This window comes from Streptomyces flavofungini, assembly GCF_014650815.1.
In the GTDB taxonomy this organism is placed as follows: Bacteria; Actinomycetota; Actinomycetes; order Streptomycetales; family Streptomycetaceae; genus Streptomyces; species Streptomyces flavofungini.
The window spans coordinates 305,075-323,438 of the sequence record NZ_BMVR01000010.1; the positions used below are offsets into that span (position 1 = coordinate 305,075).

Here is an 18,364-nt window from a genome sequence, read left to right on the forward strand (position 1 = left end):
GCATGCCCAGCACCGTCACCGAGCATGACGCCGCATATGGACTTTGGTTCGCCGACCCCCACCAACTCCTGCCCTCCCTCCGCCAACGACTCAAGCCCGGCGGGCGGCTCGTCTTCTCCTGCATGACCCGGGCCCTCGGCGCTCCCGAAGGCCGCCGCCAGATGATCGTCTACACTCCGGGCACCGGCCGCGTCAGGGACTGTCCAATCAACGGTGAAATTGGGGTTGTTGTGGTTATTGGCGTGCTGCGCCGAGTCGGCCGTCGAAGGTGATGTCGAAGGCGTTCAAGGCTGTCTTCCAGCGGCTGGTTCAGCGGGCCTGTCCCTTGCCGGTGGGGTCCAGCGACATGATCGCCACGTAGACGCATTTCGGCGCGGCCTGCTCGTTGGGGAAGTGGCCGCGGGCCTTGACTGCCCGGCGGATCCGCGCGTTGACGGACAAGCACTCCCAGAGCCCGAGGAGACGCTGCGGTTCGTCACCACGGAGCGCACCCCGCGCCTCTTCGAGACCAACCACTGCCATTCGGTCAGTATCCCGACGCAGTCGTTGGTTCCGCAGAGAACTCATCGGCCGAGGAGCGGTCCAAGGACGGAGCGGAAGCCTCATAGGCGCTGCACGGGGCGGCGGGGCCAAGAGCATGGCGAGGACGACTCGGGCTACGCGGCTGTACTTGACTTTCGGCGAGCCGAGTTGGCGCTCAGGGACGGCGCGCTGGTGGCGTAGGGCGGGGATTCCGGCGACCTTGGCGTGGTCCTCGTGCGCAGCAGGCGCAGGGAGGCGAAGAGGTTAACAGCGGTCAGGTAGGTGAGACGGAGCAGCACGAGTGACCATCCTGCTGCGCCGTGTGATCGACGCCATGTCTGCGGTGACCTGCTTGGACGCAATTTGCGGCTCACACGGCCCTAGGGTCCGAGCAACCGCGCCTTCTGTTGATCGAACTCGTCCTGCGTGAGAACTCCTTTCTCGACAAGCGCCTTGAGTTTGCCGAGTTCGTCGGCCACTGACTGGGGTCGCGGTTGAACTGCCTCGGGTGGCGGGGCAGAGCCTTGCTCGTTGGCCAGCTGCGTAGCGAGCATGTTGAACGCATTCACGTACTGGTTGGCCGCTCGCAGGTTTGTGGAGTCGGGCGTCACGCTGTACGTCTGCGCAGCCCCGTTGCCGAAGGTCAGGTTGATGACCGCCGCGCCCTTGTTCTTACGTCCCGCCAAGGCGGACAGACCACCTGTTGCGACGCCGCCGGCGAGCCTTGTGGCCGTCCACGCCTTATGAGCGCCGGCATCCACGAACTCGGCTTGGCCGCCGAGAACTGGTCCTTGCCCGGTCAGGCCGAACTTCGACGAGGGCCACAAATGCATCATCGCTGCGGTGTTCATCGTCTTCTCAGCAGGGTGCAGCTTACGCCAGTCTTTCAGCGCTTCTTTGTCCGCCTGCCGTCTGTCCGCGGCCTCCGTACGGGCGTGCTGCTTTTCCTCGCGCTGAGCGGCCTTCTGCGCAGATTTCTCCGGGTCGCGCTTGAACATGATCCTCCTCAGCCCCTTTGGGGGGTGGGAGTCACCCCGCCCCTGCGGCCCAGTATCCCGCAGCAGGGCGGATGGGCGCAGGTTGATGACGACTTCACCTTCTCCTGTGCGGAGGAGTGGCGACCGAGTCTCTGAGCTGCCGCCAAGTTCGGCAGGCAGGGGATCGGCCGGTACGGAGCCCAGCGGCGCTGTACTTCCGCGTATGGCGTCGTAGGGCCGTCAGCCCTACTTCAGAACTCTGAACCTGAATTGTGCGCCTGACTGGGGGTCAAGGGGTCGCAGGTTCAAATCCTGTCGTCCCGACTGTTGAAGTCGTGATCGAGGGGTCGTGTCAGAGCAATCTGACACGGCCCCTCAACCGTTTCCGGGGCCGGTTCCGTGACGGCCTCGGTCCGGCTGGTGATCGTGCGCAGGTCGCGTCGGCGGCGCACGCGGGCCAGAGCCTGTTGTTGGTGGGTGCGGCCGTCAGTTCGCGGGAGACCAGGTGGGGGAGCGGCGGGAGGCGGAACCGCATCCTGCCCCGTGCGTCGTTCGCCGACGGCAGGAGGAACCAGGCGTCGGCCAGGTGCTCCAACCGGGCCTCGACCAGGGGCTCCAGGTGGGGGTCCTCGGTGAGGTCCGCCGCGCTGAACTCCGGCCCGGACAGCGCGCCGAGCCTCCGCAGCAGCTCCCGTGCGTCCCCGGGGAGTCGCCGTGCCGCCGCCGTCAGCGTGCCGTGCAGGCTCTGCCCGCCGTAGCCCAGTTCGTGGAGGCGGCGGGACGGGTCGGCCAGGCGGGCCGTGAGGTCGGTGACCGTCCATCGTGGGCGTGCGGCCAGCCTCGCGCCGACCAGGCGCAGCGCCAACGGGAGGCCGTCGCAGTACTCGGCGACCTCGCGCGCCGCCGCGGGGTGCCCGAGTACCGTCTCCCGGCCGCCGATCACGGCAAGCAGCTCCACGGCGTCGGCGCTCGCCAGCGGACCGAGACACACCGTGTCCTCGTGGGTCACCGTCGGCAGCCTGCGGTCGCCGGTCAGGACGACTGCCGCGTGGGGGCTGTTCGGCACGAACTGCTCGATGTCCTGCTCCGCGACCACGTCATCCAGGACGACGAGCAGGCGCCGTTCGTGCGACGCGAGACGGTACCTGCGGAGCAGTTCGGCCGTGTCGGCGTCCGGCGGGGGGCGCTCGTCCAGGCTGGTGAGGAGGAGGGTGAGGACGTGCTCCGCGCTGTGCGGGGTGCCGTCCGGCGCCGCGGCCCGTGCGAACAGGACGCCGTCCGGGAACAGGCCCGCGCGGGCGTGGGCGGCCCGGACCGTGAGCGCCGTCCGGCCCAGTCGGCCGGGCCGGTGACGAGGACGCGGGCGGGGGCTGCGTCCGTCCTCGCGGCGGTCTCGTCGGATTCAGCCGCCGCGGCGATCTTCCGCTCGACGGCGCGGAGTTCGGCCGCCCGGCCCAGGAAGGGGTCGATGGTCGGCGGCAGGAGCACCGCCGTGGATCTGGGCCGCTCAGGGCCTGCCGCGCGGAGGGCCGGGGCCGTGGCGGAGCCGGAAGGCGTCGCTCCCGGCGTCCCGGCGGCTCCGGTCGTCCCCGTCGTCCCCTCGTCCAGCACCGACTGATACGCCTCGGCCAGCTCAGGCCCCGGGTCCACGCCCAGTTGCTCCGCGAGCAGCCTTCGCCCCTCGTGGTAGGTGAGGAGCGCGGTGGCCTGGCGGTTGCTGCGGCCGAGGGCGGTGACGAGCTGGGCGCGGAGACGTTCCCGCAGGGGGTGCTCCCGCACCAGGCTCGTCGACTCGGGGACGAGGCGGGCGTCCGCGCCGAGCGACAGGTCGGCCGTGACCCACTGCTCGATCGTGGTCAGGTACGCCTCCTTCAGCGGCGGGCGCTCCAGTTCGGCGAGGTGGTGGTGACGTTCGCGAGCGGGGTGCCGCGCCAGAGCCGGAGCGCGGCCGTCAGCTTCGCCGTGGCCGTGCGGTGGTCGGCGCGGTCGAGGGCGCGGCGCCCAGCCTCCGTCAACTCCTCGAACTGGACCAGGTCGAACACCGAGTCGGCGGCGTCGAGTTGGTAGCCACGGTGCTGCCGGGTGAGCAGCACTCGCTCGCCGAGGCTCTTGCGCAGCTTGTGGATGGACGAGTGGATCTGCGCGTGCATCGAGGACGGCGGGTCCCAGCCCCAGAGCCGGGAGCTGAACTGCTCGTACGTCACGGGGCGGCCGCGGGCCAGGAGCAGGGTGGCGAGCACGGTGTGGATCTTGGCGCCGGAGAGCGTGACCACGGTGCCGTGCGCGTACGTCGGCGACCAGCAGCCGGTCGCCATCTCACTGATCAGCGAGGTCGGCGTCGACGTCCAGGACGGCGACGTGACCTACGGCGAGAATCTGCACCTGGCCCTCACCGACTGGGAGCAGCGGCTCCTGCGCAGGCTGTCGCCGACCGCCCGGCAGATGTTCTTCCTGAGCCTGTGGACCCGCAAGGAGGCGGTGCTGCGGGCGGCGGGCTACGGCCTGCGGGTGCCGCCGGACGAGGTGGACGTGCTCGTCGAGGACGGCGCGGGCACGGTGGCGGTGCCGCTGCCCGACGGCGCCGGCATGACCGAGGTGCAGGTCCGCGACCTGCCCGGCGCGCGCGGCACCGTGGCCGCCGTCGCGGCCGCCGGGCCCGTGACCGCCCTGCACACCTGGACGTTCAACCCGACCTTCCACGAGGCGCACTCCTACTGAGACCCACCGAGGTGCGGCCGGCCCTGCTGAGGTCCGGCCGCGGCCTGTCGGGGTCCGAGCCGGGCCCGCGCGGCTCGCGCAGGCCCGGTGGGGCGCGTCTCGTGTGCTGAACTCCGGCTGATCGGATACGGACGACATCCCCCGTGCACTCCGGTCCCGTCAGTCGGTGGCCGCGGCCGGCCCGTCCCCGGGGCCGGCCGCGAGCATTTCGCTCAACTGCCGCCAGGCCTCCGACGACTTGCGATAGGCGCCCGCCCGGTCCAGGGTCTCGGCCGCGAGCCGGTAGCTGTCCCGGGCCGCCGCCTGGTTCCCGGCCAGGGCGTGCGCGCGGGCCGCGAGCAACTGGCACTGCCCGAGCCCGGCCAGCGGCAGCTCCGCGCCGCTGTCGCACACCTTGGTGGTGAGCTCCAGGACCCGCTCCGGCTCGTCCTGGCGCAGCGCCAGGTGCGCCTCGGCCAGCATCAGCTCGGCCATGTCGTCGTCGCGGCCGACGAGTTCGAGGGCCTGCCGGGCGCGTGCGAGCAGCCGCGCCGCGTGCCCGGTGGCGTCGTCGGAGAGGTCGTACTCCAGGCGGAGCGCCGCGGAGGCCCGGCACAGCCGTGCCCAGGCCCCCAGGTTCACCTCGGGGCGCAGCCAGGCGAAGGCCTGTTCGTGCAGGTGGACGCCGTCCTCGGGGCGCCCGCACAGGAAGCGGGCGCTGCCCGCCGCCCAGTAGACCTGGCCGCGCAGCTGCCGCGAGGGGATGTCCTCGGCCGTCTCCTGGAGGGTGTCGGCGAGTCCGGCCGCGTTCTCCAGCTCACCGCTGTCGGTGTAGGAGTTGATCAGCGCCAGCATCGCGCCGACCCGCTCGTGGGCGGTGGGCGACAGCGCGACGGTGACCGACACGGCGTGCTCGGCGGTCCGGACGGCCTCGCCGAGGCGGCCCTGGCGGCGCAGGTTCTCGGAGAGCGCCGTGGCGACGCGCGCGGCGAGCCGGGGCGTCTCCTGGGACAGCGCGGTGTCGGCGAGGTCGGCGAGGACGGCGTGCTCGTCGGCGGTGTCGCCCAGCTCGCGCAGGACGTCGGCGAGCTCCCAGGTCGCCTCCCACAGCACGTCCTCCTCGGCGTGCCCGGTGGCCGCGGCACCGATGCCGCGCAGCAATCCCGCGGCGACGGTGAGCTCGCCGTCCTTGCGCAGGGCGCGCGCTTCGAGGAGCTTCCCGGCGATGTCGAGCCGGCGGCTGCGGTGCTCGCCCTCGTCCTGGGCCGCGGGGTTGGTGAGGGCGTCCAGGGGGACGTCGAGGCGGCGTGCGAAGAAGGCGGCGATCAGTTCGTTCGGTGAGCGGCGACCGCTCTCCACCCGGGAGACGTAGCTGGCCGACACCTCGTCACCCGCCAGTTCGGTCTGGGACAGGCCGCGCTGTACGCGCAGCAGTCGCAGTCTGCGTCCGAAGGCGGGCTGTTCGATCATCATCGTCCTCAGGTATCGCCCCGGCTTGCCGGGAGGCGACAAGCGGATGCCGCCGGGCACACCGCGTGGCACCGCTCTTGGTCAGGGGCCGCAAGGAACGTGCGGCCCTTCACCGGCTATTACGGCGGCAGAGTAGGGCGCGGGGGGCGGGGCTGTCGAACCGGTACGCAGCCTGGCCGCCACGTTAGCGACTTCTTATCACCATTGCAGGTCAACGCCCTACCGCAGGATGCTGGCAAAGTTTGGTTTGAGGTGTGACAGGTGCGTGTCTAGTGTTGCGCAACATGCGACAGGCCCTGTCACGCATTTGACGGACGTTGTCATTGTTTGTGACTGCTCACGGAGGGGGGCGTCGCAGGTGGATGTCGTGCATGCCGGAAAAACATGGCCCGGCCGAAAGATGACCAGAGACGGAACGTGAAATTCCACTCTCTGTCGGACAGGCGTCCCTCTTCTTCCTCCAGGAACTCGCGCCCGCATCGCCGTCGTACCACGTGGCCGGACCCGTACGCGTCACCGAGCACCTGGAACGGGCGGTCGGCCCCTCCGGGGCCACCACCGTGGTCACCGACCGCGGCACGGTCACGGCCGCCACCGTGATCTGTGCGGCCGGTGCCTGGTCGGCGGCGCTCGGCGCGATGGCCCGGGTCGACCTGCCCGTACGGCCCTACCGGCGGCAGGTCCTGGTCACGGGGCCGCTGCCGGACCGCCCGGAGCGCGTGCCCATGACCATCGACTTCTCCACCAGCTTCTACTTCCACGGCGAGGGCAGGGGCGTCCTGCTCGGCATGTCCGACCCCGACGAGCCCTCCGGGTTCGACCTGTCCCGCTCGGACGCCTGGCTGCCCCGCCTGTCCGAGGCGATGGCCCTGCGCGCGCCCCGGCTCACGGAGGCGGAGGTCGCCACTGGCTGGGCCGGGCTCTACGAGGTGACCCCCGACCACGACGCGCTCATCGGCGAGGCCCCGGCCCCGGCCGCTTCCTGTACGCGACCGGCTTCTCCGGCCACGGCTTCCTGCAGGGGCCCGCGGTCGGCGAGGTCGTCCGCGACCTCTACCTGGGCCGACGGCCGTTCGTCGACGTCTCGGCCCTCGCCGCCGAGCGCTTCACGCAGGGCGCGCCAGGAAAGGAACTCAACTGTGTCTGAGGAAGTGTCCGAGCACCCGCCTTTGTCCGGCGGACAGGACAGCGCCCCGCGCTCCCGCCTCGGTCGCGTCAGGACCCTGCTCGTCGCCCTGACCGTCGCCGCCGCCGGGCTCGCCGCGGTCACCCCCGCGCAGGCGACGGACGACACGCCCGGCGTGGTCAGCAGGGCGGCCGTCGTCGACGTACCCGGCGCCAAGGGCGGCACCGCCGCACAGCGAGAGCGGGCCCTGCTCGACCACTGGACGCCCGAGCGGGTCCGCCGCGCCACCGGCGAGAAGAAGGCGGCGGCGCCCACCGTCGACCGCGACGACCCGCGCCTCGCCGCGGCCGGACCGCACTCCACCGCCGTCGGCAAGCTCGTCTTCGAGCACGCGGGCGGCAAGCCCGACCACTGCACCGCCACCGCGGTCGACAGCGACTCGGAGATCCTCGTCCTCACCGCCGCGCACTGCCTCCACGAGGGTCCTGGCGGCACCTGGACGAAGAACGTCGTGTTCATCCCGGCGCGTGAGGGCGGCAGCGATCCGTTCGGCCGGTTCGGCGCCTGGAACGTCGCCACGTCGGCGCTGTGGAGCAGCGGCGCCGAGCCGGACTGGGAGCACGACTGCGGCTTGGTCGTCACCAACGACAACGCCCAGGGCGAGACCGTCCTCGACGCGGCGGGCGGCTACCGGATCGTGCCGGACGCGCGGACCGGCGAGGAGGTGTCGGTCATGGGCTGCTCCGGCCCGCCGTACGACGGCGAACACCAGGAATTCTGCCAGGATTTGATCGAGCCGACGGTGCCGCCGATGAACATGTGGCAGGTCGAGTGCCCGAACATGACGCCGGGCTCCAGCGGTTCGCCGTGGCTCCTCGACTACGACTACGACACGGGCTCCGGCTGCATCGGCGGCCTCAACAGCATCTCCGACACCCGGGGCTATCTGGCGTCACCCCGCTTCGACGCCAAGACGGGTGAATTCGTGGCGATGGTGGAGCGGATCGCCGCGGCGCGGCCCTAGAGATGAGCGAGGCCACGGCCGCGGGCGACGGACGGGAATCGGGCGAACGGTGGGAGACACAGGATGAGTGAGGTCGAGGACGGCGCCGTACTGCCGTCGACCAACGCCGACGGCGGCTGGGGCCGGGCCAAGGTCCCGCTGCCCGCACCCGCCCTCGACCTCGGCGTCCCGCTGCCCCAAGTCGCCCGGCCCGTCGGCACGGTCGTCCTGCGCACCCTGCTCCTGTCCGCGCAGGACCCGGCCGCCGTACCGGCCCGCGAGGACACCCTGAGCGCCGGCGAACGCGCCCGGCTGCCCGGGGACGCGGGGGAGCGGCGGAGGTACGTGGCCGAGCGCGCCGGACTGCGGCTGCTCCTGGCCTCGTGCCTGGGCGCGGCGCCGCAGGGCATCGCCGTCGACGAGGGCCCCTGCCCGCACTGCGGCGCCGACCACGGCCGGACGGCGAGCGCACGGGGCCGCCCGCCCCTGTTCATCGCCAGCGCGGCGCACGGCGACCTCGTCGTGCTCGCGCTCGCGGCGGCGCCGGTGGGCCTCGGCCTCGCGGTGCCCGGCGGACCCGGCCGCGAGGCGGAGCTGCGGGCCCGCAAACCGGCCCGGCTCGCGGCGGGTTCGGGCGCCCTGGCCCGGGGCCGGTGCCGGGAACCAAGAACGTCCGGCGCGGCGCGGCACGTCGAGTACGTGGGCGTCCCGCCGGAGGGGGAGTGCGTCGTGTCCGTCGTATGGCAGGAGCACTCCCGCACGTGAGGCACTCGCAGTCGCGCGTGCCCGCGACAACGTCAGCGTGGTGGTTTGGGGCCAACTCCCCAGGCGTATAGCCCAGATGCCGTCAAGAACCCGTCATCGGGACGCCACCCCCACGCGGCGCGCACGACCGCCGGCCGACAGGCCGGAGGTGATCAATGAGAAGCGCGACACCGCGCACTCGGGCTCGGTGTTGTGTCATGACCCCCACAAGGAGGAACCCCTATGCGTCGTCGACTCGCCGCTGTGGCCGTGAGCGCCGCTGCCCTCACCCTCGGGACCGGCCTGGCCGCCGCCCCGGCCTCCGCCGTCCCGGCGGACAAGGCGCAGGTGCTCAGCCGCTGGACGCAGACCGACGCGGGCAGCTACAACACGTGGGTCTCGGCCCGCAACAACCAGGGCTCGTGGAGCGCGTACCAGTTCAACTGGTCGACGGACTACTGCTCCTCCTCCCCGGACAACCCGTTCGGCTTCCCGTTCCAGACGGCCTGTGCCCGGCACGACTTCGGCTACCGCAACTACAAGGAGATGGGCACCTTCAACGCCAACAAGGCCCGCGTCGACAGCGCCTTCTACGCCGACCTGAAGCGGGTCTGCGCCACCTACAGCGGCGCCAAGAAGGTCTCCTGCGACGCGCTGGCCTGGACCTACTACCAGGCCGTCGACAAGCTCGGCAAGGTCGCCCCGCAGGGCGCCGTGAACGCGGCCTGACCCCGTCGGTGAGGGGGCGGGCGGGCACCCGTCCCCCTCACCGCCAGGACCGGCCCCGGCCGGTCACGCCCGGATGGCGCCGGGCCCGAGTGCACGCGGGCCCGGCGCTGCGGCGAGGATGGGGACATGGACGAGCTGACCCCGATACGGGAGGTGGCGGACCGGTTCGGGCTGCCGCTCTCGACGCTGCACTACTGGGAGCGGCGCGGTCTGGTGGCGCCGCACCGGCGCTCCGGGCGGCGGTACTTCGACGCCGAGCAGGTCTACCGCGTGGCGCTGGTCAAGCTGTGGCGCGAGACCGGCCTCATGTCCATCGACGAGATCGACACCCTGCTCCGCCGCGACGCCCCCGCCCCCGACTGGCAGGACACCGTGCACGCCCGCATCACCGCGCTCCAGGCCCACATCGCCCGCCTCGACGCCGCCCGCTCCTACCTCGGCCACCTCCTCACCTGCGCCCACGGCCACGACCTGGAGCGCTGCCCCGACTTCCGCGCGACCGTGCCCCTGGGACGCGCCGTCTAGGCACGCGGCACGTGGACGTCCCGGCGCAGGACGGGCTGCTCGTACCGCGCCTCCGCCACATCGAAGAGGGCGTCCATCGCCGGGCGCTGCACGCCGTACGCCGCCACGAGCCCGGCGGTCTCCCGCCCGCCCGCGGGCAGCCCGGCGGCGGCCAGCAGACCGCGCACCCGGACGCCGATGCCGTACGGGTCGGCGGTCTCGTCGCGCGGGGCCGTCATGCCTGTGCCGCCGCGGCGGTGCCGACCGGGCCGCGCGACGTGTGCGCCGCGTACGCCGCCGGATCGGGGGTGCGCCGGTGCCAGTCGGTGCGGCGCTGGAACGCGTCCCCGACCCGCAGGACCGTCGCCTCGTCCGCCACCGGACCCGCGATCTGCAGCGACAGCGGAAGACCGGCCGCCGTCCTGCCCATCGGCACCGCGAGGACGGGGTTGGCCAGCGCGTTCCAGTACACCGTGTGCACCTTGCCGAACACGCCCGCGTGGTCCTGGTGGCCCGCCGCGTCCGCCAGGGCGTCGAACGGGGGCGCCCCGACCGACGCCGTCGGGCACACGATCACATCCACGTCCGCGAACAGGGCGTCCACGGCCCGCTGCGCCACCGTGCGCACGCGCTGCGCCTGGACGTAGTCCGCGCCCGACACCAGCGCGCCGGTCGCCAGGAGCCCGCGCGTGGCCACGCAGTAGTCGTCCCAGCGGCGGGACAGGTCGGCGCGGTGGTAGGCGAGGCCCTCACTGGCGGCGGACACGAACACCGTGGTGATCAGCTCCCGCCAATACGGCAGCCGCACCTCCACGGCGTCCGCGCCCAGGCCGGTGAGCACCGACACGGCCGCGTCGAACGCCCCGGGCAGCGCGGGGTCGCCGTCGGCGGGGAAGTGGTGCTCGCACGCGACGCCCACCCGAAGACCGGCCAGGTCACCGCCGAACGAGGGCTCGGTGTACGGGAGTCGGCGGCCGCCGTCCGAGGCTGTGCCGCTGCCGCCGCCTGTCGCCGCCGCGTTCTCGTCGGACGTGCTGCTCCCGTCGGACGTGCTGCCCCCGTCGGATGTGCCGCTCCCGCCGGGCGCCCCGCTCCCGCCCGGCCTCCCGGTGAGCACCCTCAGCACCGCCGAGCAGTCCCGCGCGCTCCGGGCCAGCGGTCCCACCCGGTCGAGGCTGTACCCGAGCGGCACGCACCCTGCCGTCGGCACCCGCCCGAACGTCGGCAGCAACCCGCTGACCCCGCAGAACGCGGCGGGCATCCGGATGCTCCCGCCGGTGTCGCTGCCGAGTGCGGCCGCGAACATCCCCGCCGCGACGCCGCTCGCGGAGCCCGAACTGGAGCCCCCGGCCCAGGAGTCGGGCCGCCACGGGTTGCGCGGGAACGGGAACGGCTTGTCCTCCTGGGGGAGCCCGCAGCCGAACTCCATGGCGGTGGTCTTCCCGGTGAGCACCGCGCCCGCCGCACGCAACCGGGCCACGACCGGGGCGTCCCGCCCGGCCCACCAGGCCCGGTCGTGGACGAGGCTCTGCGCGGTGGTCGGCCCGTCGGCCACCGCGATCGTGTCCTTCACGCCGAACGGGATCCCGTGCAGCGGCCCCCGGTCGAGCCCGCGCGCCAGCTCCTCGTCCGCGCGCCGGGCCGCCGCCCGCGCCCGCTCGTCGAACCGCGTCAGATACACCCCGAGCACCCCGTCGTGGCGCTCGGCCGCCGCGATGGCCGCCTCGGTGAGGCCGACGCTGGTCACGGCGCCGTCCCGCAGCGCCGCCGCGGTCTCGGTCAGGGTCAACGCTCCGGTCAGGGCCGACGCTCCGGTCATGTGCCACCTCCGCATACGCCGCCTCGGTCGGCGGCCGGTGGAACGCGACCCTGCCAACTCAACCCGGGTTGAACGCAAGCGGCCGCCGTGGAGGCCGGAGCGGGAGTCGGACCCCGGCCCTGGTGAGCGGCACCATGGGGCCGCGTCGCAGTGTGGTGCCGGGGCACATGGGCGCCGCCCCTCGCCGTCCCTATGTTTCCGGCCATGACCAGTGGACCTCACCCCACGTCGGGCACCCCGACTCCCGCCGCCCCGGGCGCCGTCGGCCTCAGCGGCCGCGTCGCCCTCGTCACCGGCGGCGGCAGCGGCATCGGCCGGGCCTGCGCCGAGGCCCTCGCGGCGGCGGGCGCCGAGACCCACGTCGTCGACATCGACGCGGCCGCCGCCAAGGCCGTCGCGGACACCGTCGGCGGCCACGCGCACACCGCCGACCTCGCCGACGCCGACGCCATCGCCGAGCTGCCGACGGACGCCGACATCCTCGTCAACAGTGCCGGACTGCAGCACATCGCGCCGCTCACCGACTTCCCGCCCGGGCGCTTCGCGCTGATCCAACAGGTGATGGTCACCGCCCCGTTCCTGCTCCTGCAGCAGACCCTGCCGCACATGTACGCGCACGGCTGGGGCCGCGTCATCAACATCTCCAGCGTCCACGGCCACCGCGCCAGCGCCTACAAGAGCGCCTACGTCGCCGCCAAGCACGCCCTGGAGGGCCTGAGCAAGGTCACCGCCGTCGAGGGCGCCCCGCACGGCGTGACCAGCAACTGCGTCAGCCCCGGCTACGTACGCACCCCCCTCGTGCAGGGGCAGATCCACGACCAGGCCGCCGCCCACCGCATCAGCGACGAGGCCGTGGTCGCCGAGGTGCTGCTCGCCCGCTCGCCCATGAAGCGCCTCATCGAACCCGAGGAGGTCGCCGCGGCCGCCCTGTGGCTGTGCGGCCCGCACAGCGGCTTCGTCACCGGAACGTCCCTGTCGATGGACGGCGGCTGGGCGGCGACCTGACCGACCCCGCACGCCTCCCCACGACCTCCCCGCACATGCCTGTGCGACCCGCGAGTGAAACTCGGTGATCCCCATGGCCCGTCCCCGCAGCGGCATCGGCAAGATCGTCGGCGCCAGCCTCGTCGGCACCACCATCGAGTGGTACGACTTCTTCCTCTACGGCTCCGCCGCCGCCCTCGTCTTCAACGAGATCTTCTTCCCCACCGCCGACCCGCTCACCGGCACCCTCATCGCCTTCATCACGTACGCCATCGGCTTCCTCGCCCGGCCCCTCGGCGGCGTCGTCTTCGGCCACTACGGCGACAAGGTCGGCCGCAAGAAGCTGCTCGTGCTCAGCCTGCTCCTGATGGGCGGCGCGACCTTCGCGATGGGCCTGCTGCCCACGTACGACGCCATCGGCATCGGCGCGCCCGTCCTCCTGACCGTGCTGCGCCTCGTGCAGGGCTTCGCGCTCGGCGGGGAGTGGGGCGGCGCCGTGCTCATCGTCTCCGAGCACGGCGGCGACAAGCACCGCGGCTTCTGGGCGTCCTGGCCACAGTCGGGCGCGCCCGGCGGCAACCTCCTGGCCACCGGTGTGCTGGCGCTGCTCGCCGCCGTGCAGTCCGAGTCCACGTTCCAGGCGTGGGGCTGGCGGGTGCCGTTCCTGCTGTCCGGCGTCCTGGTGCTGGTCGGCCTGTGGATCCGGCTCTCCGTCTCCGAGTCGCCGGTCTTCCTGGAGGCGCAGGCCAGAGCCGAGGCGGCCGCCGCGCACGGGGCCAAGGACGAGCCGCCCGTCGTGGAGGTGTTCCGCAGGAACTGGCGGGAGGTCCTCACCGCGATCGGCACCCGCTTCGGCGAGAACATCTCGTACTACGTCCTCACCTCCTTCGTGCTCGTGTACGTCACCACACACCTGGACCTGCCCAAGAGCACCGCCCTGAACGCCGTCCTGATCGGCTCCGCCGTGCACTTCGTGACCATCCCGGCCTGGGGCGCGCTCTCGGACCGGATCGGGCGGCGCCCGGTGACGCTCATCGGGTCGGTGGGCATGGCACTGTGGGCCTTCGCGTTCTTCGGGCTCGTCGACTCCGAGTCATTCGCCGTGATCACCGCGGCGGTGACGGTGGGGCTGCTGTTCCACGGCGCCATGTACGGGCCGCAGGCCGCGTTCATCTCCGAGATGTTCGACACCAAGGTCCGCTACTCCGGTGCCTCGATGGGCTCCCAGCTCGCCTCGATCGTCGCGGGCGCCCTCGCCCCGATCATCGCCGTGGAACTCCTGAAGGAGTACGACTCGTCCGTGCCCGTCGCCCTCTATCTGGCCGCCGCCGCCGTGGTGACCACGGTGACGGTGGCCCTCGCCCGCGAGACCCGGGGCCGGGACCTGCGCACCTCGGGCGGCGACCGCCCGGCGGGCGGCCTCCCGGCGGCGGGCGGGCCCCCGGCTCCCGTACGGTCCGCCGCACCCCCTCCGCGTACCGGGGAGACGGCAGTACGCTCCGGCGAACCGTCCTGAGCACCCCCGGCACCCCCGGGGCGCTCGCACCGCACGTCGGAAGGCAGCCACCACCCATGGCAACCGCCCGTCCCCGCACCCCCGCACCGCAGGCCCCCGGCGACACCGTGGCCGCATCCCTGTGGCACCTGCTCGACCTGCTCGGGCGGCAGGCCCCGGCCGAGAGCTTCGCCGGAGCCGCCGCCGCGGCCCGCGAGGCGGGGGCGGGCCCGGCGGAACTGGCCCGTGTCGAGGAGGCCACCGAGGCCGCCCTCGGCATCCGCCGCACCCTCGACCAGCACCGGCGCCGCGAGGCCGAGCTGTCCGCGCTGTTCGACACCGCGGGCGACCTGGCGGCCCTCAGCGACCTCGACGCCGTCCTGCGCGCCATCGTGCGCCGGGCACGGCTGCTCCTGCGCACCGACGTGGCGTACCTGACCCTCAACGACCCGGCCGAGGGCGACACCTTCATGCGGGTCACCGACGGCTCCACGTCGGCGAAGTTCCAGCTCCTGCGGCTTGGCATGGGGGAGGGGCTCGGGGGCCTGGTCGCGCAGACCGCCCGGCCCTACGCCAGCGCCGACTACCGCGCCGACACCCGCTTCAAGCACACCGCCACCATCGACGCGGGCGTCGGCGAGGAGGGGCTGCGCGGCATCCTCGGCGTACCGCTGCGCGTCGGCAGCCGCGTCATCGGCGTCCTGTACGCGGCCGACCGCACCCCGCGCGACTTCGCCCCCGACCAGATCGCGCTCCTGGCCTCGCTCGCCGACCACGCGGCCGTCGCCATCGACAGCGCGCGCCTCCTCGAGGAGACCCGCGCCGCCCTGGTGGAACTCAACGCGGCGACCGCCACCGCCCGCGCCCAGAGCGAGGCCATGCGGCGCGCCGCCGAGACCCACGACCGGCTCACCGACCTCGTGCTGCGCGGCGGCGACGTGTCCGACCTCGCCGCCGAGATAGCCGCCCTCCTCGACGGCGGCCTCGTCGTCCAGGACGCCGACGGCACCGAACTGGCCCGCGTGGGCGCCGAGTCGGCGACCGCGCCCGCCCGGGGCGTCGCCGCGTCCCGGGCCAGCGGGCACGCCGTGGCCGTCGACGGCGTCTGGGTGTCCGCCGTGCTCGCCGGGCCCGAACCGCTCGGCAGCATCGCGCTCAGCGGCCGCCCCGACCTCACCGACAGCGACCGGCGCCTGTTCGAACGCGCGGGCCTGGACACGGCGTTGCTGCTGCTCCTGCGCCGCTCCGTGGCCGAGGCGGAGGACCGGGTGCGCGGCGAACTCCTCGACGACCTGCTCACCGCCGCCCACACCACCGACCCGCGCCGCGCCGGCCGCCTCTGCCTGCGCGCCCGGCGCCTCGGCGTCGACCTCGCCGAACCGACGTCCGTCCTCGTCCTGCACTGCGAACCCGAGCTGCGCACCCGCCTCGCCACCGAGGCCGCCCGGCACGCCCGCATCCTGCGCGGCCTCGCCGGACCCCAGGGCGGCCACGTCGTGCTGCTCGCGCCCACCGCCGCGCCGGGGCCGCTCGCCGAGCGCCTGGCCGCCGACCTCGGCCGGGCCGTCGGGGCGCCCGTGACCTGCGGCGCCGCCGGACCCGCCGAAGGGCCGGCCCGGCTGCCCGCCGTCCACGCCGAGGCGCTGCGCTGTCTGCGCGCCCTGACCGTCCTCGGCCGCGGCGGCCAGGGCGCGAGCCTGACCGACCTGGGCTTCGTCGGCGTACTCCTCGGCGACCACACGGACGTCGACGGCATCGACGGCTACGTCCAGCGCGTCCTCGGGCCCGTCATCGACTACGACACCCGGCGCGGCACCGAACTCGTCCGCACCCTCGACGCCTACTTCGAGGCGGGCGCGAGCCTGTCCCGCGCGAAGGACGCGCTGCACGTCCACGTCAACACCGTCGTCCAGCGCCTGGACCGCACGGCGCGACTCCTGGGCCCGGACTGGAACAGCCCCGACCGGGCCCTGGAGCTTCAACTCGCCCTGCGCCTCACCCGGTTGCGCCGCTCGCCGGGGACTGGTCCGGCGTAGCGTCGCGAGTGCGGCGGCGTTGCGCGGGGACGGCGTCCAGCGGGTCGGCTTCGAGGGAGTCGGCGTCCAGCGGGGTGTCGGCGTCCAGTGTGTCGGCGTCGAGGGTGTCGGTGCGGTACTGGAGCGACTGGAGTTCGAACAGGCGGCGGAACAGGTGGGGCCCGTCGTCGGACGCGGCCGACGTACCGGTCGCCATCAGCGTGGCGAAGTCCCCCTGCTCGACCAGCTTCCCCTCGTCGAGGACGTAGATGACGTCGGCCTCCTTGACGCTGTGCAGGCGGTGCGTGACCAGGACGATGGTCTGGTCGGCCGACGCGAGCGCGCGGATCTTGCGGAAGGCGTCGATCTCGGCGGCGGGGTCCATGCTGCTGGTCGGCTCGTCGCAGATGAGGATGTCGGCGTCGCGGAAGTAGGCGCGGGCCAGGGCGATCCGCTGCCACTGGCCGCCGGACAGGTCGACGCCGCCCTCGTAGCCCTTCTCGCACAGGGTGTCCCAGCCGTGCGGCAGGTCGTCGAGCACGCGGTCCGCGCCCGCGTACGCGGCGGCCGCGTCCAGGCGGGACAGGTCGTGGATGTCGGCGGAGCGGCTGATGGCGACGTTGGCGCGGGCCGTGAACGGCCAGCGCTGGAAGTCCTGCAGGACCAGGGCGACATGGCCGAAGACGTCGTCGCGGCGCAGCGCGCACAGGTCGGTGCCGTCCCACCTGATGGCGCCCGACGTGGGCAGGTACAGGCCCGCGAGGAGTTTGCTCAGCGTCGTCTTGCCCGACCCGTTCGCGCCGACCAGGGCGATCACCTGGCCCTTGCGGATGGTCAGGGACACATCGTCGAGGGCCGGGGTGTCGCGCTCGGGATAGCGGAACGTCACCCGGTCGAACTCGATCACGGCGGGCGGTCGGGGCACGGGGACGCCGGTGGCGGGGATGGCGCGCTGCTCGGCCTCCTCGCGGGCGCGGATCAAGTCGTTCATGAACAGGCTCTGTTCGTACAGGTGGTGGATGTGCGACACCATGCGGCGCAGCCCCGCCGTGCCGCTGGTCAGCGCGAGCGCGGCGGTGGCGCCGGACGCCAGCGGCAGCTGGTCGTGCGTCAGGAGCCAGGCGAGCACGGCGTAGGTGGCGCCCGCGGTCAGCCCCGACAGGGCGGACGTGGTCAGCTCGGTGCGGGCCTCCAGGTGCGCGAGGCGGGTCTGCTCGTCGGCGGCCTGCGCCGCCATCTGGTCGAACTGGTCGAGCAGGAACGGGCCCGCGCCGTGCACCCGCAGCTCCGGCGCCGCCTTCTGCGAGATCAGCAGGCGCCGCAACGCCCCTTGCTGGCGGACGTGTTCCAGCCAGATCTGCACCGACTCGTACGTCCGCCGCGCGGCCCGCACCGTGCCCCAGGCCTTGGGCACCACCACCGCGAGAAGCAGCGGAAGCAGCACCGGATGCAGCACCGCGAGGACCCCGCTGACGGCGAGCAGCGCCATCAGGGCCTCGACGATGCCGAGGGTGTGCTCGATGAGGCGGCGGGCCGCGGTCTGGCCGTGCTGCCCGGAGTCCAGGGCCGCGTGGAAGTCGGAGCGCTCGATGTGCTCCATCTCCACCCGGATGACCTCCTTCATCATGGACAGCCCCGCCACCCGCTCCACCTTCGGCCCGAGGCGCCCCGCCGCCGCGAACGACACGGCGCGCAGCGTCGCCGCGAACGCGCTGGCGGCGGCCACCCACACCAGGGACGGCAGCGCGTCCCGCACCCGGTCGGCCGTCGGGCCCGCGGCGAACAGCGACACCAGGACGCGGTTGGTGGCGAGCAGCCCGAACGCGGTCGCCGCGGCCTGGCCGAGCTGGGCCACCGCGACCACCACCAGGGCCACCGGGTCGGCGCGCCAGGCCAGCGTCACGGTGTGCCGGAACAGCCGGGGGATCTGCCGCAGGATCGACAGGAACGACACGTTCAGCCGCGCCAGTTCATGTGTGGTCCAGCCCCACGAACCGCGTAACCGCCCGCCGAACAGGAGCTGTTCGGGCGGCGTCGGAGTGCCGGGTCCGCGCTTCCCGGCAGCCGGGGGAGTGGATGCCAAAGTTCCTCCCTGATCAGGATCGTCCGTCCGGAACCTTCCCCGGACGGCTCCGTCGATCCTGGCCAGAAGATCGGCACAACGGGGCGGCGCGGACGAAACTTTCGGACGGATGTCTGAAAGCGTCCTGTATTGATGGGAGTTGAGGGCGTGGACGGAGAGGGTGAGGGGCAGCCGGGCCGGGTGCCGCCCGATCACG

The 18,364-nt window shown here is 73.3% G+C and carries 16 protein-coding genes and 3 pseudogenes; 11 read left to right on the forward strand and 8 right to left on the reverse strand.

Annotated features, from left to right (window positions below; translation table 11 throughout):
* The first annotated feature begins 2 nt into the window (after window positions 1-2).
* On the forward strand, window positions 3-272 hold the full coding sequence (locus tag IE274_RS26385) for a class I SAM-dependent methyltransferase (RefSeq protein ID WP_190118428.1): 270 nt from the start codon (window positions 3-5) through the stop codon (window positions 270-272).
* Here IE274_RS26385 and IE274_RS40410 read toward each other — a convergent pair.
* The 3 genes and pseudogenes from IE274_RS40410 to IE274_RS26400 form a co-directional block, all read right to left on the reverse strand.
* A pseudogene (locus tag IE274_RS40410) lies at window positions 235-438 on the reverse strand (transposase); the annotation flags it as partial. The gene IE274_RS26385 and the pseudogene IE274_RS40410 overlap by 38 nt on opposite strands.
* Window positions 439-902: 464 nt before the next feature.
* Window positions 903-1,520, reverse strand: coding sequence for an SHOCT domain-containing protein (locus tag IE274_RS26395; RefSeq protein WP_190118375.1), 618 nt, complete (start codon window positions 1,518-1,520; stop codon window positions 903-905).
* Between the two features lie 331 nt (window positions 1,521-1,851).
* Complete coding sequence (locus tag IE274_RS26400) at window positions 1,852-2,595, reverse strand: NB-ARC domain-containing protein (protein ID WP_229909817.1); 744 nt, start codon at window positions 2,593-2,595, stop codon at window positions 1,852-1,854.
* On the opposite strand from IE274_RS26400, the gene IE274_RS39635 reads away from it, so the two are divergent.
* The gene (locus tag IE274_RS39635) at window positions 2,548-3,117 is read left to right on the forward strand and encodes a hypothetical protein (RefSeq protein WP_229909818.1); all 570 of its coding nucleotides are present in this window, start codon (window positions 2,548-2,550) and stop codon (window positions 3,115-3,117) included. The genes IE274_RS26400 and IE274_RS39635 overlap by 48 nt on opposite strands.
* Before the next feature lie 47 nt (window positions 3,118-3,164).
* Here IE274_RS39635 and IE274_RS40415 read toward each other — a convergent pair.
* A pseudogene (locus tag IE274_RS40415) lies at window positions 3,165-3,814 on the reverse strand (AfsR/SARP family transcriptional regulator); the annotation flags it as partial.
* Between IE274_RS40415 and IE274_RS26410 the strand changes: the two are divergent.
* Window positions 3,765-4,217 carry a 4'-phosphopantetheinyl transferase superfamily protein gene (locus IE274_RS26410; protein ID WP_190118377.1) on the forward strand — a complete coding sequence of 151 codons (453 nt, stop codon included), beginning with the start codon at window positions 3,765-3,767 and terminating at the stop codon, window positions 4,215-4,217. The pseudogene IE274_RS40415 and the gene IE274_RS26410 sit on opposite strands and share 50 nt — an antisense overlap.
* A gap of 159 nt (window positions 4,218-4,376) precedes the next feature.
* On the opposite strand, the gene IE274_RS26415 is transcribed toward IE274_RS26410, so the two are convergent.
* The gene (locus IE274_RS26415; protein ID WP_190118378.1) at window positions 4,377-5,669 is read right to left on the reverse strand and encodes a helix-turn-helix domain-containing protein; all 1,293 of its coding nucleotides are present in this window, start codon (window positions 5,667-5,669) and stop codon (window positions 4,377-4,379) included.
* A gap of 551 nt (window positions 5,670-6,220) precedes the next feature.
* On the opposite strand from IE274_RS26415, the pseudogene IE274_RS26420 reads away from it, so the two are divergent.
* The 5 genes and pseudogenes from IE274_RS26420 to IE274_RS26440 form a co-directional block, all read left to right on the forward strand.
* Window positions 6,221-6,813, forward strand: a pseudogene (locus IE274_RS26420) (NAD(P)/FAD-dependent oxidoreductase); the annotation flags it as partial.
* A complete protein-coding gene (locus IE274_RS40605) occupies window positions 6,806-7,816 on the forward strand; it encodes a trypsin-like serine peptidase (RefSeq protein ID WP_190118379.1) in 1,011 nt (336 codons plus the stop codon). The pseudogene IE274_RS26420 and the gene IE274_RS40605, both read left to right, overlap by 8 nt.
* Before the next feature lie 63 nt (window positions 7,817-7,879).
* Window positions 7,880-8,560: a hypothetical protein gene (locus IE274_RS26430; RefSeq protein ID WP_190118380.1), complete on the forward strand. Its 681-nt coding sequence runs from the start codon at window positions 7,880-7,882 to the stop codon at window positions 8,558-8,560.
* A gap of 222 nt (window positions 8,561-8,782) precedes the next feature.
* Window positions 8,783-9,268, forward strand: a complete 486-nt coding sequence (locus IE274_RS26435) for a phospholipase (protein WP_190118381.1) — start codon at window positions 8,783-8,785, stop codon at window positions 9,266-9,268.
* A gap of 126 nt (window positions 9,269-9,394) precedes the next feature.
* On the forward strand, window positions 9,395-9,793 hold the full coding sequence (locus IE274_RS26440) for a MerR family transcriptional regulator (RefSeq protein WP_190118382.1): 399 nt from the start codon (window positions 9,395-9,397) through the stop codon (window positions 9,791-9,793).
* Here IE274_RS26440 and IE274_RS26445 read toward each other — a convergent pair.
* Together IE274_RS26445 and IE274_RS26450 are read right to left on the reverse strand one after the other, a co-directional pair.
* A complete protein-coding gene (locus IE274_RS26445) occupies window positions 9,790-10,011 on the reverse strand; it encodes a hypothetical protein (protein ID WP_190118383.1) in 222 nt (73 codons plus the stop codon). The two genes, IE274_RS26440 and IE274_RS26445, sit on opposite strands and share 4 nt — an antisense overlap.
* Entirely contained in the window at window positions 10,008-11,591 is a 1,584-nt protein-coding gene (locus IE274_RS26450; protein ID WP_190118384.1) for an amidase, read from the reverse strand. The genes IE274_RS26445 and IE274_RS26450 overlap by 4 nt, the downstream gene beginning before the upstream one ends.
* Window positions 11,592-11,795: 204 nt before the next feature.
* On the opposite strand from IE274_RS26450, the gene IE274_RS26455 reads away from it, so the two are divergent.
* The 3 genes from IE274_RS26455 (at window position 11,796) to IE274_RS26465 (ending at window position 16,106) form a co-directional block, all read left to right on the forward strand.
* Window positions 11,796-12,596 (forward strand): 3-hydroxybutyrate dehydrogenase, encoded by an 801-nt coding sequence (locus tag IE274_RS26455; protein ID WP_190118385.1) that lies wholly within the window; start codon window positions 11,796-11,798, stop codon window positions 12,594-12,596.
* 73 nt (window positions 12,597-12,669) lie between these two features.
* On the forward strand, window positions 12,670-14,091 hold the full coding sequence (locus tag IE274_RS26460; RefSeq protein ID WP_190118386.1) for an MFS transporter: 1,422 nt from the start codon (window positions 12,670-12,672) through the stop codon (window positions 14,089-14,091).
* A 56-nt stretch (window positions 14,092-14,147) separates the two neighbouring features.
* On the forward strand, window positions 14,148-16,106 hold the full coding sequence (locus tag IE274_RS26465; RefSeq protein WP_190118387.1) for a helix-turn-helix domain-containing protein: 1,959 nt from the start codon (window positions 14,148-14,150) through the stop codon (window positions 16,104-16,106).
* Here the strand turns inward: IE274_RS26465 and IE274_RS26470 are convergent.
* On the reverse strand, window positions 16,066-18,168 hold the full coding sequence (locus IE274_RS26470) for an ABC transporter ATP-binding protein (RefSeq protein ID WP_229909819.1): 2,103 nt from the start codon (window positions 18,166-18,168) through the stop codon (window positions 16,066-16,068). The two genes, IE274_RS26465 and IE274_RS26470, sit on opposite strands and share 41 nt — an antisense overlap.
* Window positions 18,169-18,364 lie beyond the last annotated feature (196 nt).

Excerpts from the sequence above, each read along its gene's own strand:
- IE274_RS26415 (WP_190118378.1), bottom strand. The coding sequence starts at position 5,669 with ATGATGATCGAACAGCCCGCCTTCGGACGCAGACTGCGACTGCTGCGC.
- IE274_RS26455 (WP_190118385.1), top strand. The coding sequence starts at position 11,796 with ATGACCAGTGGACCTCACCCCACGTCGGGCACCCCGACTCCCGCCGCC.
- IE274_RS26440 (WP_190118382.1), top strand. The coding sequence starts at position 9,395 with ATGGACGAGCTGACCCCGATACGGGAGGTGGCGGACCGGTTCGGGCTG.
- IE274_RS26445 (WP_190118383.1), bottom strand. The coding sequence starts at position 10,011 with ATGACGGCCCCGCGCGACGAGACCGCCGACCCGTACGGCATCGGCGTC.
- IE274_RS26430 (WP_190118380.1), top strand. The coding sequence starts at position 7,880 with ATGAGTGAGGTCGAGGACGGCGCCGTACTGCCGTCGACCAACGCCGAC.
- IE274_RS26465 (WP_190118387.1), top strand. The coding sequence starts at position 14,148 with ATGGCAACCGCCCGTCCCCGCACCCCCGCACCGCAGGCCCCCGGCGAC.
- IE274_RS26385 (WP_190118428.1), top strand. The coding sequence starts at position 3 with ATGCCCAGCACCGTCACCGAGCATGACGCCGCATATGGACTTTGGTTC.
- IE274_RS26450 (WP_190118384.1), bottom strand. The coding sequence starts at position 11,591 with ATGACCGGAGCGTCGGCCCTGACCGGAGCGTTGACCCTGACCGAGACC.
- IE274_RS26435 (WP_190118381.1), top strand. The coding sequence starts at position 8,783 with ATGCGTCGTCGACTCGCCGCTGTGGCCGTGAGCGCCGCTGCCCTCACC.
- IE274_RS26460 (WP_190118386.1), top strand. The coding sequence starts at position 12,670 with ATGGCCCGTCCCCGCAGCGGCATCGGCAAGATCGTCGGCGCCAGCCTC.
- IE274_RS26395 (WP_190118375.1), bottom strand. The coding sequence starts at position 1,520 with ATGTTCAAGCGCGACCCGGAGAAATCTGCGCAGAAGGCCGCTCAGCGC.